The following is a 14187-nucleotide window of genomic DNA, read 5'->3' as shown; positions in this document are numbered from 1 at the left end:
CCCTCAACGTTTGTAACCGGTATCGAGACGACGCTCCAAGGCCTGCGAGTAGCGCGACATCGAAAAACAGCAGATCCAGAAGAAGATAGCGGCGAATGCATAGCCCGTATAGTAGGTCACGGGCGTTGCCCAGTTCGGATCGGGAATGGACGCCTCGATCGTCTTCAGGAAGTCGAAGATACCCACGATGGCCACCAGAGTGGTGTCCTTGAACAGGGCGATGAAGGTGTTGACGATGCTCGGGATCACCAGCCGCAGCGCCTGCGGCAGGATGATGAAGATCAGCATCTTTGGAAAGCTGAGCCCCAGCGCCTGGGCGCCTTCATATTGGCCCTTGGGAATGGCCTGCAAGCCGCCGCGCACAACCTCGGCCATATAGGCCGACCAGAACAGCGCTACGCCGACGAGCACGCGCAGCAGCGAGTCGGGCCGCCAGCCTTCCGGCAGGAATAGCGGCAGCATGATATTGGCCATGAACAGCACGGTGATCAGCGGCACGCCGCGCCAGAACTCGATATACATGATCGAGATGGTCCGTGCGATCGGCATGCGCGAGCGACGTCCGAGCGCCAGGAACACGCCGAGCGGCAGGGAGGCCACGATGCCGACCACGGCGATCACCAGGGTTACGAGGATGCCGCCCCACAGATTGGTGGGGACATGTACCAGCCCGAAAAAACCCCCGACCAGCAGCCAGAAGGCCAGCAGCGGGAAGACCACGAAGAAGTAGAGGACACCCCAGCCCTTGGCGCCGATCTTCGGCCAGAGCAACCAGAGGATGCCGATGGCCGCCAGGATGCCGGTGAGGTTGACGCGCCAGCGCTCATCCACCGGATATTGGCCGTAGATGAAATATTGCAGGCGCGTTTCGATGAAGGGCCAGCAGGCACCAACATGCCGCCCCACATTGGCCTCGAGGCAGGCATTACGATCGGTGCCCGTCCAGACGGCGTCGAAGATCATGAAGCGCAGGATGCCCGGAAGCACCCAGATCACCAGCAGGATCGCCAGAACGGTGAGGATGGAGTTGGAGATGGAGGAAAACAGGTTCTTTTTCAGCCAGCCGAGCACACCGGTGGTCGCAGCCGGGGGCGGTTGCGGCTCGAAGGTCGTGGTCGAGACGAAGGCCGGGCTGCCGGCGGCGGAAGTTGCGTCGCTCATGGCCTTACCTCTCCACCAGCGCGACGCGCTGGTTGAACCAGTTCATGAAACCGGCGATCGACAGGCTGATGATCAGATAGACAGCCATGGTGATGCCGATGCATTCGATCGCCTGATTGGTGTTGTTGAGTACCGTGCCCGAGAACACCTGCACCAGATCGGGATAGCCGATGGCCACCGCCAGCGAAGAGTTCTTGGTCAGGTTGAGATATTGGCTGGCCAGCGGCGGCACGATGATGCGCATTGCCTGCGGGATCACCACCAGGCGCAGATTGTGCCCCTGCCTCAGGCCGAGAGCGCCGGAAGCTTCGGTCTGGCCATGCGACACGCCGCGGATGCCCGAACGCACGGTCTCGGCGATGAAGGCTGCGGTATAGATGGTCAGGCCGAGCAGCAGGGCCACGAATTCCGGCTGCAGGCGGAAGCCACCGGTGACGTTGAAGCCGCCGACCTTGGGATAATCCATGGTGAAGGGCATGCCAGTGGCGAGGAAGGCCAGCAGCGGCAGGCCGACGATCAGCGCCAGGTTGATGAGCCCCACCGGCGGGCGCTTGCCGGTTTCCATTTGCTTGCGCTTGCCCCAGAGGGCAACGCCGATGGCGCCGAGAATGCCGACCAGCAAAGCCCCGCCGACCAGGCCTGCACCAGCCTGAGGCATGGCAGCCGGAAAGAAGATGCCGCGATTGTTGAGAAAGATGCTCTCGCCGAAGGTGATCGACTGGCGCACGCCCGGCAGGGGCTTGAGCACGGCGCCGTACCAGAACAGCAACTGCAGCAACAGCGGAATGTTACGGACGACTTCGATATAAACCATCGCGAGCTTGGCGATGATCCAGTTGTTGGACAGCCGGGCCACGCCGATGATGAAACCCAGAATGGTCGCCAACACGATGCCAAGGGCGGCCACGATCAGCGTGTTTGCGATACCGACCAGCAAGGCGCGGCCATTGGTGGACAGCGAAGTATATTCGATCGGCGTCTGGCCGATATCGAAGCTCGCCGTTCGCCCCAGAAAATCAAGGCCAAGAGAGCGGCCCTGCCTGGCCAGGTTTTCGACGGCATTCCAAGCGCCCGTCAAGATAATGAGCAAGACGATTGCCAACAGCACGACCTGGAAGACAACAGCCCGTAATTTCGGATTGTTGAACCAGTAGGTACGCCCGCCGCCGTCTCCCCGGTCGACTGCCAACGTCATTGTCTCATTCTCCCCAACACGCAGATAGCCCTCACCCTTTTTCTACGGATTCCGCTGTAGCAAGGCGCGCTCATGGCCGAACGCATTTTGCTCCAACTCCTTGTTTCCAAGCCAATCCTATGGAGTGGCCAGAATGTCCTTGCGATTCCCGGCATCCCCACCGAATCGCAAAACGCCTTGAAAAAACACCCGGCAAATCGCCGGGGCCATTCATTCTCAACGTATCGGCGGCGCGTATTGCAAGCCCTTGTTCGTCCACAGGGCATTGAGCCCGCGCTCGATCTTGAGCGGGGACTTCGAGCCGAGATTGCGGTCGAAGATCTCGCCGTAATTGCCGACCTGCTTGACGATGCGATAGGCCCATTGATTGTCGAGGCCGAGCTGCTTGCCGAAATCACCCTCGCCGCCGAGCAGGCGCTTGATATCCGGCTTGTCCGACTTGAGCATCTCATCGGCATTGGCCTGGGTCACACCGGATTCCTCGGCCTGAACCAAAGCGAAATAGGTCCATCTGACCACGTTGAACCATTGATCGTCGCCCTGGCGCACGGCGATCCCCAATGGCTCCTTGGAGATGATCTCAGGCAGCACGACATGCTCGTCGGGGTTTTTCAGGGCCAGACGCACACCATAGAGCCCGGAGGCATCGGTCGTGAAGGTGTCGCAACGGCCCGACTCATAGGCGTTCTGCGCCTCGCCGATCGTGGCCAGCGTCAGGATCTGATAAGGCTTGCCGATGCTGCGAAAATAATCGGAAAGATTGAGTTCGTGCGAGGTACCCTGCTGGACGCAAACGGTCGCGCCATCGAGTTCCCTCGTCGATTTCACGCCCAGCGACTTCTTCACCATGAAACCCTGGCCGTCGTAGTAGTTGGTGGCGGCAAACAGGAAGCCACCAGTCTCGCGGGTCAGAGTCCAGGTGGTGTTGCGCGGCAGAACATCGATTTCGGAAGATTGCAGGGCGGTGAAGCGGTCTTTGGCGGATAAGGGCACAAACTTGGTCTTGTCGGCATCGCCCAGCACGGCCGCCGCAAGAGCACGGCAATAGTCGACATCAAAGCCGGCCCATTTGCCCTGTTCATTCGGGATGCTGAAACCTGCCAGGCCCTGATGGGCTCCACAGATCAGCTGACCGCGCTGCTTGACGGTGTCGAGCGTTCCAGCGCCCGCCATGGAAACACTCAAAGCGGCGAAGACACCAACGGCCGTCGCGCAGAGTTGTTGCCTCATCAACTCCCCCTTCTCGATATCGGTTCAGCTCGATCGTCTTGGCTCTCCTGCGCCTCGCCAAAGAGCCGTGGTGCCAATCCTGCGTACCTGCCCCGGAAGTCGTCCTTCCAGGGCAGGCACTCGCCAGCCTCAGCGAATGGGAGGCGCGTATTGCAGGCCCTTGTTGGTCCACAGGGCGTTGAGCCCGCGCTCGATCTTGAGCGGCGACTTCGAGCCGAGATTGCGGTCGAAGATCTCGCCGTAATTGCCGACCTGCTTGATCGCGCGATAGGCCCACTGATTGTCGAGGCCAAGTTGCTTACCGAAATCACCCTCGCCGCCGAGCAGGCGCTTGATATCGGGCTTGTCCGACTTGAGCATCTCGTCGACATTGGCCTGGGTCACGCCGGATTCCTCGGCCTGGACGAGGGCATAATAGACCCATTTGGTGATGTTGAACCATTGGTCGTCGCCCTGGCGGACCGCGATCGCCAGCGGCTCCTTCGAAATGATTTCAGGCAGAACCACGTGTTCGTCGGGGTTCTTCAGCCCAAGGCGCACGCCGTACAGCTGAGAAGCGTCCGAGGTGAACGTATCGCAGCGGCCGCCATCATAGGCGTTCTTGGCTTCGTCGATCGTCGCCAGGGTCAGAATTTGATACTTCTTTCCAATGCCGCGGAAGAAGTCGGACAGGTTGAGTTCGTGAGACGTTCCCTGCTGCACGCAGACGGTGGCGCCATCGAGGTCCTTGGCCGAGTTCACGCCCAGAGACTTCTTCACCATGAAGGCCTGGCCGTCATAATAATTGGTGGCGGCAAACAGGAAACCACCGGTCTCGCGCGTCAGCGTCCAGGTGGTGTTGCGCGGCAGCACGTCGATTTCGGACGACTGCAGCGCGGTGAAGCGGTCCTTGGCCGACAACGGCACATATTTGGTCTTGTCGGCCTCGCCCAGCACCGCCGCTGCGAGGGCGCGGCAGTAGTCGACGTCGAAGCCGGACCACTTGCCCTGCTCGTTCGGGATGCCGAAACCGGCAAGGCCGGCATTCGAGCCACAGATCAACTGTCCGCGCTGCTTGATGGTGTCGAGCGTCCCAGCGCTCGCCACCGAAACACCCAGGGCGACAAAAGCCCCGGCAATCGCCATGGAAAGTTGCTTTTTCATGGATAAAACCTTTTCATAAATGGCCGGTTTGAGGCGGGACGAACAAAGCCGCGACAAGCACAGGCTCTATCGGGCCCCGCCCCGGAACAGTCCTTCCAGGACAGGTCTTGCGATCGTCAGCGGATCGGCGGGGCGTATTGCAGGCCGCCCTTGGTCCACAGATTGTTCAGGCCGCGATCGATTTTCAGCACGGTCTTGGGGCCGAGATTGCGGTCGAAGCTCTCGCCGTAATTGCCCACCTGCTTGACGATACGATAGGCCCACTGATTGTCGAGACCGAGCTGCTTGCCGAAGTCACCCTCGGCGCCGAGCAAGCGCTTGATATCGGGCTTGTCCGACTTGACCATCTCGTCGACATTGGCCTGGGTCACGCCGGTCTCTTCTGCCGTCAGCATGGCATAGTGCACCCATTTGACCACGTTGAACCATTTGTCGTCGCCCTGGCGCACGCCTGCAGCCAACGGCTCCTTCGAGATGATCTCGGGGAGTACGACATGGTCGTCAGGATTGGCCATCTTGACGCGGATCGAATAGAGGCCGGAAGCATCGTCCGTATCGACGTCGCAACGCCCGCCTTCATAAGCCTTGGCGGCTTCATCCGCGGTATCGAAGCTGACGATGTTGTAGGGCAGATTGTGAGACCGCATGAAATCCGAGATGGTGAGCTGGCCGGTCGACCCCTGCTGGGCGCAGATCGAGGCCCCCGAGAGTTCGGTCGCCGATTTGACGCCGAGCGACTTCTTCACCAGGAAGCCCTGGCCGTCATAGTAGTTCACGCCAGCGAACAGCATGCCGGCGGTGTCGCGGCCGAGCGTCCAGGTCGAGTTGCGGTTGAGTACGTCGATTTCGCCGGATTGCAAGGCCGTGAAGCGATCTTTGGTGGAAACCGGCACGAATTTGGTCTTGGTGGCGTCGCCCAGCACCGCTGCGGCGATCGCGCGGCAATAGTCGACATCGAGGCCGGCCCACTCGCCCTTCTCATTGGGGGCGCTGAATCCCGGCAGGCCAGTATTGACGCCGCAGATCACCTGGCCGCGCTGCTTGATGGTGTCGAGCGTATCGGCATGCGCGCCGACCCCGCTCAACGCCAGCGCCGCGCCGGCTACAGCGGTAAGGAGTGTCTTTCTCATGGATGGAGGCCCCTGTTCACTTCATTGTCAGTGTAACGAGAATACCCTTTCACGGAGGGCCGCGGAGAGAACCGGGCCGCCCCGTCGGGCAGGTTCGACGTCCCCAGAGCAAAGTGCGTTCAAACGGGAGCGCTCTCTGGCTCTAGTTCTTGTTTCGACGCGCCAGTTCTTGTTTCGACGCATCTGGGCGATTTTCGGCGTATCCCGCCAATCCCTCAACGGTTTAGGGCAAAACACGTTTCTACGGAACGCATTTTGAACCAAATCTTTGTTATCGGCGCCAGTGCGAGGTCTGAAACCATCGCCAGACTGCTAAACGCCGTGTTTTTTATGAATTGCCGCCACCTCTTCCTACGTTCGCGAATGGATGTTTCGAGCGTCCCCGGTTCGATGGCCGGGAGGAACGGGCTGTTCCGTGGAGGAAGTATGATGACGAGCTCAACGATCCGGATAGGCCCCGCCGGAGATGAAGGGCGACCTGCCGGCCATGCGTGCTGAAGTGGTCATTGCAAGGTCCCCCGTATCGATCTGTCCCGCAGCAAAAGCGCCCAGCTTGTTTTCGCCAGTTGCGACCCGTGCCTTATCACCGATTGCAAGCGCTTTGGCCGCTCACGTCAAGCGGAATTCGTGAAATGCGGCGGAATATTCACAAAACCTGTCTGTGGAAGATGTCGCAGGGCCCGAGATTGACGCAGGGGCGCCCGCGGTCGAATGTAAGCGTTTCAGGACTCAATCGAATCTATCATGAAGAAGATCAGCAAAGACGAGATGGCCACCTTCGGCGAAAATACGCGCCTGGTCATCGGCGGCCGCGAGCCATCGGAATATCACGGCTTCGTCAATCCGCCCGTCTATCACGGCTCCACGGTCCTGGCACCGACGACCAAGGATCTCCTCAACCACACGCCGCGCTACAGTTATGGCCGTCGCGGCAACCCGACCAATGACGCTCTGGAGGAGGCGCTGAAGACGCTCGACGGCAGTGCCGGCGTGGTGCTCTGCCCTTCGGGTCTGGCTGCCGTCTCGACCGCCCTACTCTCCTGCCTTTCGGCCGGTGATCATCTCTTGATGGTCGACACCACCTATCAGCCCACCCGCCAGCTCTGCGACAAGGTCCTCAGCCGCTTCGGCATCGAGACGACCTATTACGATCCGCTGATCGGCGCCGGCATCGAAGCGCTCCTGCGCCCGAATACGAAAGCGGTCTATCTGGAAGCACCAGGCTCGCAGACCTTCGAGATGCAGGACGTGCCAGGGATCGCCGACATCGCACACCGGCACGGCGCCACCGTGCTGCTCGATAACACTTGGGCCACCCCGTTGTTCTTCGACGCCTTCGGGCACGGCGTCGACCTTTCGATCCAGGCCGGCACCAAATATATCGTCGGTCATTCCGATGCGATGTTCGGTGTGGTCTCGGCCTCGCGCAAGGCCTGGCCGGCCCTGAAGAGCTTCCATGGCGATGCCGGCCAATGCGTCGCACCAGACGACGTCTATCTGGCGATGCGCGGGCTCCGCACCATGGGCGTGCGCCTGCGCCAGCATCAGGAAAGCGCGCTGCGGGTGGCCAAATGGCTGGCCAAGCGGCCCGAGGTACAACGCGTCCTGCATCCCGCGCTGGAGGGCGATCCGGGACACACCATCTGGAAGCGCGATTTCAAGGGCTCTTCCGGCCTGTTCTCCATCGTGCTGCAGCCAGCGCCGATGGAAGCCGTCGCCGCTTTCCTGGACGATCTGAAATTCTTCGGGCTCGGCTATTCCTGGGGCGGCTATGAGAGCCTCGCCCTCCCCTTCGACTGCAAGACCTATCGCAGCGCCACGAGCTGGGACCCCGGCGGCCCCAGCGTGCGCATCCATGTCGGCCTGGAGGACGTGGCCGACCTGATCGGCGATCTCGACGCCGGCCTGGCACGGTTCAGGGCGGCGCGGGGGTAGCATCGGGCGACCCTGCCCCCCCCTTGCTATTTCGGCAGCAACTTCCAGGTCGTGCCGACATTCACTTCGATGGTCTGAATGCCTGGCCGAGACAGCCGCCGGGCCCGGCGTAGCCGCGGCATTAGCTTGAGGCGCCCTGCCCCTCTGCGGCTTCCTTCGCCTCGCGCTTCTCCTTGAGCACCAGGGAGACGTTGCGGACATAGATCGCCAGGCCCGAGCCCTGGCCGATGATGTAGACGAGGTCGGCCCGCACCAAAGCGTAGAGAAACAGCAGGCCGCCACCGCCGATCGACAGGATCCAGAAGCTGAAGGGAATGACGCTCTTACCGGCTCGTTCGCTCACCCACCACTGGATGACGAAGCGGGCGGTGAACAGGGCTTGGGCGAACAGGCCGAGGATCAGCCAGAAATCGAAATTGGTATAGAAGACGTTGTGAAGGTAGCCGCCGAGGGCGTTCGACAACTCAATCAGCATCCTGTCCCCCTCCGCTGACATCAGGCACGCGCTTGCGCCGCCGGATCAGCCACCACACGCCGACGAGATCGAGAATACCGACCCACAGCCTGTCGAAGAAACCATAATTGGAAACGCCCGTCAGTCGGGGCCGATCGACCACGTCGACATGGCCGACGTCGAAACCCTCGCGCTTGACCAGGGCTGGCATGAAGCGATGCAGCGCATCGAAATAGGGCAAGGCGAGATAGATCTCCCGGCGGACGGCCTTGAGGCCGCAGCCGGTGTCGCGCGTGCCGTCCTTGAGGACATAGGCCCGCACCTTGTTGGCGGTGCGCGACTGCCAGCGCTTGAAGCCGGTATCCTTGCGGCCGAGCCGCTGCCCGGCAATCATGCCGGTGGCAGGACCCGCCGCAATCAGAGCGTCGACGAGCGCGGGAATATAGGCCGGGTCATTCTGGCCGTCGCCATCGATGGTGACCATCAGGCGGCCGCGGGCATGGCGTATGCCCGTACGCACGGCGCAGGACTGCCCGCAGGAGGCCTCATGGCGCAGGCTGCGCAGGAAAGGCAGCTCCCCCTTGAGCCTGACAAGCTCGGCCGGTGTCGCATCGCTCGAGCCATCGTCGACATAGACGATCTCGAAGCTTCGGCCTGACAGGGCCGCCGCGATCTCCCGGATCAGCGGCTCGACATTGCCGGCTTCGTTGCGGACGGGAACGATGACGCTGATCTCGGGCGCATTGTCTTGTGATGGCATGTAAGCTCTGACCTCAGCGGCGCGCTCGCCACGCCTCGATCAGCGTCTTTGCCGCGTCTTGCCCCCGCAACGCAAGAGCACCGTCGTGGTTTTGCCGGAAAACAAGACCGCGGCGCCCCAGAAAGCCGGCGAACCAGAAGGTGGCGAACCAGCCGAACAGGGCACCGGCCACCACATCGGCGGGATAATGAGCGCCGAGGATCACGCGGCTGAGACAGACCAGCGCGCCCAAGGCGAACAGCCAGGGGCGCCAGCGCGGCCCGCACAGCAGGATGATCACCGCAACCACCGTCCAGGCCGTGGTGGCATGGCCGGAAGGGAAGCTGGCATTGGCGGCGCGCCAGGAAAACGGCTCGAAACTCCAGCTCGCACCCGCCTCGACATGAAGGGGCCTGACACGGCCGATGGCACGCTTGATGACGTTCACGGCAAGCCCGGTTCCAGCAATGGCGGCAAAGGCGAAGGCAAGCTGCAGCCAAAGCTGGCGCAAGGCGGCATCGAGCCGCGGCGGCAACTCCAGATCGACCACGGCGAGCAGGATGAGCGCCACGCCGAGCGGAATGAGATAAAGGCCGGAATCGCCAAGATAGGTGATGATACGGGCTACCCGAACCGCCAGATGCGGCCATTCAGGCAGGATGTGCAGGGACGCCGGGTCGGCAAGCGCCATCAAGGCGATGATCAGCACCCCGCCGAAGGCGATCGCAGCCAGTGTCGCCACCTGCCCGAACAGCGGTCGTGCCGGCAGGCGCGCCGGCGCCCGCAGGCGCTGGCCAAGCGCACGCCAGTTCTGGGTATGGGACCACCGACGGATCGCATTCCTCATGACGTGGTACACCCGCCAGGCGTAGCGGTCTTCTCAGCTCCATCAAGGAATGGAGCGAGATCGGCGTCTTTGGTATCATCCATGCCGATCCAGAGATCCGCATACCGAATCTTGCCGTTCACTTGCATTCGGTCTGGGGCAGGAAATCGAGCGAGACCATCGTCCCCTTCAGGCGGAAATCGCCATAGTCGAGGGTCAGATTGCCCGAAATGCCATCGGCATAGAGCTCGAAGGACATGGTGTAGACCGGGGTCTCCTCGCCGACGGCCTTCTTGCTCGGGTCGAAATAGGAGATTGTCACCGGCCAGCGATCGACGCCGTCGAGTTGCTTGGCCTTGGCCTCGACGCCTTCGCGCGGCTTGTCGGGGCCGATCTTGGCGCCGATCACCGCGAGCGTATTGTAGATCTTCTGGCCGCCATCGGATCCATCGTAGACCTGGCTCTCGAACACGCGCTCACCGGCCCGGGCAGCCGTGACGATCGCTTTCATCTGCCCGGTGGGGAAGAGAACCCGATCGGACAGATCGAATTTTGTGGATTTGGGTTTCTTCAGTGCAACACCGACCGTTCCGCTGTCCGCCCGGTTGGCCTGACCATCGACGCTGCCGTCCAGCTTCTGATTGGTGAAGTTCTGCGAATTGAAGCGAAAATTGCGCCCCTTCTCGTCCTCGAACGTGGTCGAGCGCAGATCCGAGGTGTTGACGCCGCCGCCGCTCAGGCCAATTTCTGTGACCTGCCGGAAATTGAGCGCATAGCCGCTGCAGGCATTGCCTGAAAAATCATACACGATACGGCCGCGCATGCTGTCGACGCTCGACTGGTCCTTGCGGCGGTCGAGATTGAGGTCGTAGATGGCCCGATGCGCAACGAAAGGGACGGGCGCCACCGCGGGAATCGCAGCCGTCGCCGCCGCCTTCTGGGGGGCAACGCTGTCCTGGGCCAGGGCCATGCCCGGCGCCATCAGGAAGAACACGGCCGGAAGAAGCACGACCCTCGGACGGGCCGGAAGTGTCATCCGCATGAAGCAAAATTCCGTTTCAGAAATCGGCATTACCATAAATAGCGAGGCACGTGCCACAATGCTCAAAGAGCCTGTCAATCGTGACGGAATTAGGCCCGACGGCCGTGCCATTCCACATTCATCAACAAAGCCGTTTACGATCCGTTCGCGGCCGCGATACGAACATGCCATAATGATCCGAAACGCGAATCGCGCTGGCGAGACGCATTCTCGCGAGATACCGACTGCATGAATGATACCTCCGATCTGTTCGGGAGTGACAAGCCCGCCCTCTCCAAATCCCGCTCCGACAAGGCCGGCGATGCAAAGCGACCGTCGACCCAGTCGATCGCGGCAGCCTTGAAGGCAGGCCTGACCTCCAAGCCCGCCGCGGCGAAGAGCGGCGAAGATGCCTATGGCGCCTCCTCCATCCGCGTGCTGGAAGGCATCGAAGCCATTCGCATGCGCCCTGGCATGTATATCGGCTCGACCGGGCCGGAAGGCGACGGCCTGCACCACCTGTTCGCCGAGGTGATCGACAATTCCATGGACGAGGCGGTGGCTGGCCACGCCAGCTTCATCGATGTCGAGCTGAGCGCCGACGGCTTCGTTTCGATCACCGACAATGGGCGCGGCATCCCAGTCGAGCCGCATCCGCAATTTCCGGACGAGTCGACCCTGCAGGTCGTGATGACCAGGCCGCATTCGGGCGGCAAGTTCAACTCGGACGCCTATCAGACCTCCGGCGGTCTCCACGGTATCGGCGTCACCGCAGTCACCGCCCTGTCGGAACTCATGGAGGTGGAAGTGGCGCGCGGGCGCGAACTCCACCGCCAGCGTTTTGCCCGCGGCGTGCCGCTCGGCCCCGTCGAGCATATTGGTGCCGCGCCAAACCGCCGCGGCACCAAGGTGCGCTTCAAGCCCGACGCCGAGATCTTCAAGCACGGCATCGTCTTCGACCCCAAGCGCCTGTTCAAAATGGCGCGCTCGAAGGCCTATCTCTACCGTGGTGTCGAAATCCGCTGGAAATGCGCGCCGGAACTACTGGTCGGCCACAGCGACGTGCCGGCGGAGGAGAACTTCAAATTCCCGCGCGGCCTGGAGGATTATCTGCGCTCGGCCAGCGAGGGCCTGGAACTCGTCACCGAGCAGATGTTCTCCGGCCGTGTGCCCAAGCCTGAGGGACATGGCTCGGTGGAATGGGCCATCGGCTGGTTCGCCGAGGACGAAGGCTATGTCTCCTCCTATTGCAACACGGTACCCACCCGCGAAGGTGGCGCCCATGAGGCGGGCCTGCGCATCGCCCTGCTGCGCGGCCTGAAGGATCACGCCGAGCGGATCGGCAACAAGCGCGCCAACCAACTCACCACCGAAGACGTGATGGCCTGCACGGCCGCCATGCTCTCGGTGTTCATCCGCGAGCCGGAGTTCTCGTCCCAGACCAAGGCCAAGCTGGTGACCACCGAGGCGAGCCGCATCGTCGAGCAGGCCCTGAAGGATGCCTTCGACCATTGGCTGGCCTCCATGCCCTCGCAGGCGGTCAAGCTGCTCGACTTCGTGGTTGAAAGGGCCGAGGAGCGCCTTCGCCGCCGCGCCGAGAAGGACGTGGCGCGCAAAACCGCCACGCGCAAGCTGCGCCTGCCCGGAAAGCTCGCAGATTGCTCGAACAATGCCGCACAAGGCTCTGAATTGTTTATCGTCGAAGGCGATTCCGCCGGCGGCTCGGCCAAGCAGGCACGCAACCGCACCAACCAGGCGGTGCTGCCTTTGCGCGGCAAGATCCTCAATGTCGCGGCCGCGGCCAAGGACAAGCTCGCCCAGAACCAGCAATTGCAGGATCTCGGCCAGGCGCTCGGCTGCGGCATGGGTTCGAACTATCGCGACGATGATCTGCGCTACGAGAAGGTCATCATCATGACGGACGCCGACGTCGACGGTGCCCATATCGCTTCGCTGCTGATCACCTTCTTCTGGCGCCAGATGCCGCGCCTGATCGAGCGCGGCCATCTCTATCTTGCCGCGCCGCCCCTCTACCGCCTGACCCAGGGTTCGAAATCGCTCTATGCCCGTGACGATGCCCATAAGGACGAGCTGGTAAAATCGGCCTTCAAAGCCAATCAGAAGATCGAGATCGGCCGCTTCAAGGGCCTGGGCGAGATGATGCCGGCGCAATTGAAGGAAACCACCATGGATCCCAAGAAGCGCACGCTTCTCAAGGTGATGGTGGTGGATGAGGAGCGCGCGGAAACTTCCAGCTCCGTGGAACGCCTGATGGGCAACAAGCCCGAAGCCCGTTTCGCCTTCATCCAGGAACAGGCCGCCTTCGCCAGCGAACTCGTCGATATCTGAAACCGAGCAACATTATCTGTGCTCTCGACAAGGGAGCACTTCTCCGGTGCGCGAACGTCTCGTCCGCTCTTGGAAACGCTTCGTTTGCAGAAAAAAGGCGGACGAGACGTCCGCGCACCCGGACATTCGCCCGTCAAGTTTCAGGTCTCGAAATCGCCAAAGATGTCCTGAAGCCGCGTCAGCTGTTCGACGCGCTCGCTGACCTCGTCGCCCAGCACGACGATGACATTGCTCAGCATCAGGTCGAGCACGGCCGTGATCGTCGCGGCTCCGTCCCAGAGCGGGCCGTGGGATCCCGGCACTACCAAACAGATATCCGAAACCTCGGCGCCCCAAGGGCAGAACTCGTCGGTGATCAGGACCACCTTTACGCCGGCACGGCGTGCCTCGATCGCCAAAGGCCGTGCCTTAGAGGCGAAGCGGCGGACATCATGCAGGAAGAGCAGCCTGCCGCTCACCGAGCCGTCGAGCAATTCGGCATAGGTTCCGTTCAGCCCGTCCACGAATTGCACGCGCGGCCGCGTATAGGAGAGCTGACTGGCGAAATATTGGGCGATGCCCCGTACATTCTGATAGGCGGCGACATAGACCTCGCTCGCGCCGACCAGGGCCTCGATGGTCTGCCGCCATTCAAGTGAGGTCGTCAGTCCGTAGATCTGGCCGAGATTGTCGATCTGCTGCTGGATCAGCCCCGCGAGAAGCTTGCCGCCACGAATGTCCTCGCGCAGGCGGTCGACCGGCCCCTTCACCTGCCAGGCCGGATTGGAGCTGCCGCGCCGCAATTCACGCTTGAGCTGGTCGAGACCGTCGAACCCCATGCGCCTGAGATAACGCCCCACCGTCATCGGCGAGAGTTCGAGCCGGGCGGCAATCGACTTGGCAGTCTCGAACGGAAGGTCGGCAATGTTCCGTTCGAGATAATTGGCAATCAGCTTGTCGGACTTCGACCGCCGCAATGCCTCGTCTTGCAGGAGCTTGAGGATACGCTGCGCCACATCACCTCC

General features: G+C 62.0%; 12 protein-coding genes. 2 read left to right on the top strand and 10 right to left on the bottom strand.

The window, feature by feature from the left end; all coding sequences use genetic code 11:
• Positions 1 to 3: 3 nt before the first annotated feature.
• The 5 genes from ACZYTC_RS07045 to ACZYTC_RS07025 all read right to left on the bottom strand — a co-directional run bounded on the left by ACZYTC_RS07045 (position 4) and on the right by ACZYTC_RS07025 (position 5859).
• Complete coding sequence (locus ACZYTC_RS07045) at positions 4 to 1161, bottom strand: amino acid ABC transporter permease (protein WP_434956765.1); 1158 nt, start codon at positions 1159 to 1161, stop codon at positions 4 to 6.
• A gap of 4 nt (positions 1162 to 1165) precedes the next feature.
• Positions 1166 to 2356: an amino acid ABC transporter permease gene (locus ACZYTC_RS07040; RefSeq protein ID WP_434956766.1), complete on the bottom strand. Its 1191-nt coding sequence runs from the start codon at positions 2354 to 2356 to the stop codon at positions 1166 to 1168.
• A 216-nt stretch (positions 2357 to 2572) separates the two neighbouring features.
• The gene (locus ACZYTC_RS07035) at positions 2573 to 3586 is read right to left on the bottom strand and encodes an amino acid ABC transporter substrate-binding protein (RefSeq protein ID WP_488989193.1); all 1014 of its coding nucleotides are present in this window, start codon (positions 3584 to 3586) and stop codon (positions 2573 to 2575) included.
• A 129-nt stretch (positions 3587 to 3715) separates the two neighbouring features.
• A complete protein-coding gene (locus ACZYTC_RS07030; RefSeq protein ID WP_434956768.1) occupies positions 3716 to 4729 on the bottom strand; it encodes an amino acid ABC transporter substrate-binding protein in 1014 nt (337 codons plus the stop codon).
• Between the two features lie 116 nt (positions 4730 to 4845).
• The gene (locus ACZYTC_RS07025; RefSeq protein WP_434956769.1) at positions 4846 to 5859 is read right to left on the bottom strand and encodes an amino acid ABC transporter substrate-binding protein; all 1014 of its coding nucleotides are present in this window, start codon (positions 5857 to 5859) and stop codon (positions 4846 to 4848) included.
• A 744-nt stretch (positions 5860 to 6603) separates the two neighbouring features.
• Between ACZYTC_RS07025 and metC the strand changes: the two genes are divergently transcribed.
• Positions 6604 to 7794 (top strand): cystathionine beta-lyase, encoded by a 1191-nt coding sequence (gene metC, locus ACZYTC_RS07020; protein ID WP_488989192.1) that lies wholly within the window; start codon positions 6604 to 6606, stop codon positions 7792 to 7794.
• Between the two features lie 121 nt (positions 7795 to 7915).
• Here metC and ACZYTC_RS07015 read toward each other — a convergent pair whose 3' ends face one another.
• The 4 genes from ACZYTC_RS07015 to ACZYTC_RS07000 all read right to left on the bottom strand — a co-directional run bounded on the left by ACZYTC_RS07015 (position 7916) and on the right by ACZYTC_RS07000 (position 10855).
• A complete protein-coding gene (locus ACZYTC_RS07015) occupies positions 7916 to 8269 on the bottom strand; it encodes a lipid-A-disaccharide synthase N-terminal domain-containing protein (RefSeq protein ID WP_441773933.1) in 354 nt (117 codons plus the stop codon).
• Complete coding sequence (locus ACZYTC_RS07010) at positions 8259 to 9008, bottom strand: glycosyltransferase family 2 protein (RefSeq protein WP_488989191.1); 750 nt, start codon at positions 9006 to 9008, stop codon at positions 8259 to 8261. Before ACZYTC_RS07010 ends, ACZYTC_RS07015 begins: the two co-directional genes overlap by 11 nt.
• A 13-nt stretch (positions 9009 to 9021) precedes the next feature.
• Positions 9022 to 9834: a phosphatase PAP2 family protein gene (locus ACZYTC_RS07005; RefSeq protein ID WP_488989190.1), complete on the bottom strand. Its 813-nt coding sequence runs from the start codon at positions 9832 to 9834 to the stop codon at positions 9022 to 9024.
• A 118-nt stretch (positions 9835 to 9952) separates the two neighbouring features.
• Positions 9953 to 10855: a cell envelope integrity EipB family protein gene (locus ACZYTC_RS07000; RefSeq protein WP_488989189.1), complete on the bottom strand. Its 903-nt coding sequence runs from the start codon at positions 10853 to 10855 to the stop codon at positions 9953 to 9955.
• 228 nt (positions 10856 to 11083) lie between these two features.
• On the opposite strand from ACZYTC_RS07000, the gene parE reads away from it, so the two are divergent.
• Positions 11084 to 13183: a DNA topoisomerase IV subunit B gene (gene parE / locus ACZYTC_RS06995; protein ID WP_441773929.1), complete on the top strand. Its 2100-nt coding sequence runs from the start codon at positions 11084 to 11086 to the stop codon at positions 13181 to 13183.
• A gap of 140 nt (positions 13184 to 13323) precedes the next feature.
• On the opposite strand, the gene ACZYTC_RS06990 is transcribed toward parE, so the two are convergent.
• Positions 13324 to 14178 carry a MurR/RpiR family transcriptional regulator gene (locus ACZYTC_RS06990; RefSeq protein ID WP_488989188.1) on the bottom strand — a complete coding sequence of 285 codons (855 nt, stop codon included), beginning with the start codon at positions 14176 to 14178 and terminating at the stop codon, positions 13324 to 13326.
• Positions 14179 to 14187 lie beyond the last annotated feature (9 nt).

The organism is Labrys sp. F242, assembly GCF_057813875.1.
This window is presented reverse-complemented; position numbering and strand designations above follow the sequence as displayed.

Excerpts from the sequence above, each read along its gene's own strand:
- ACZYTC_RS07045 (WP_434956765.1), bottom strand. The coding sequence starts at position 1,161 with ATGAGCGACGCAACTTCCGCCGCCGGCAGCCCGGCCTTCGTCTCGACC.
- ACZYTC_RS07040 (WP_434956766.1), bottom strand. The coding sequence starts at position 2,356 with ATGACGTTGGCAGTCGACCGGGGAGACGGCGGCGGGCGTACCTACTGG.
- ACZYTC_RS07035 (WP_488989193.1), bottom strand. The coding sequence starts at position 3,586 with ATGAGGCAACAACTCTGCGCGACGGCCGTTGGTGTCTTCGCCGCTTTG.
- ACZYTC_RS07030 (WP_434956768.1), bottom strand. The coding sequence starts at position 4,729 with ATGAAAAAGCAACTTTCCATGGCGATTGCCGGGGCTTTTGTCGCCCTG.
- ACZYTC_RS07025 (WP_434956769.1), bottom strand. The coding sequence starts at position 5,859 with ATGAGAAAGACACTCCTTACCGCTGTAGCCGGCGCGGCGCTGGCGTTG.
- metC (WP_488989192.1), top strand. The coding sequence starts at position 6,604 with ATGAAGAAGATCAGCAAAGACGAGATGGCCACCTTCGGCGAAAATACG.
- ACZYTC_RS07015 (WP_441773933.1), bottom strand. The coding sequence starts at position 8,269 with ATGCTGATTGAGTTGTCGAACGCCCTCGGCGGCTACCTTCACAACGTC.
- ACZYTC_RS07010 (WP_488989191.1), bottom strand. The coding sequence starts at position 9,008 with ATGCCATCACAAGACAATGCGCCCGAGATCAGCGTCATCGTTCCCGTC.
- ACZYTC_RS07005 (WP_488989190.1), bottom strand. The coding sequence starts at position 9,834 with ATGAGGAATGCGATCCGTCGGTGGTCCCATACCCAGAACTGGCGTGCG.
- ACZYTC_RS07000 (WP_488989189.1), bottom strand. The coding sequence starts at position 10,855 with ATGCGGATGACACTTCCGGCCCGTCCGAGGGTCGTGCTTCTTCCGGCC.
- parE (WP_441773929.1), top strand. The coding sequence starts at position 11,084 with ATGAATGATACCTCCGATCTGTTCGGGAGTGACAAGCCCGCCCTCTCC.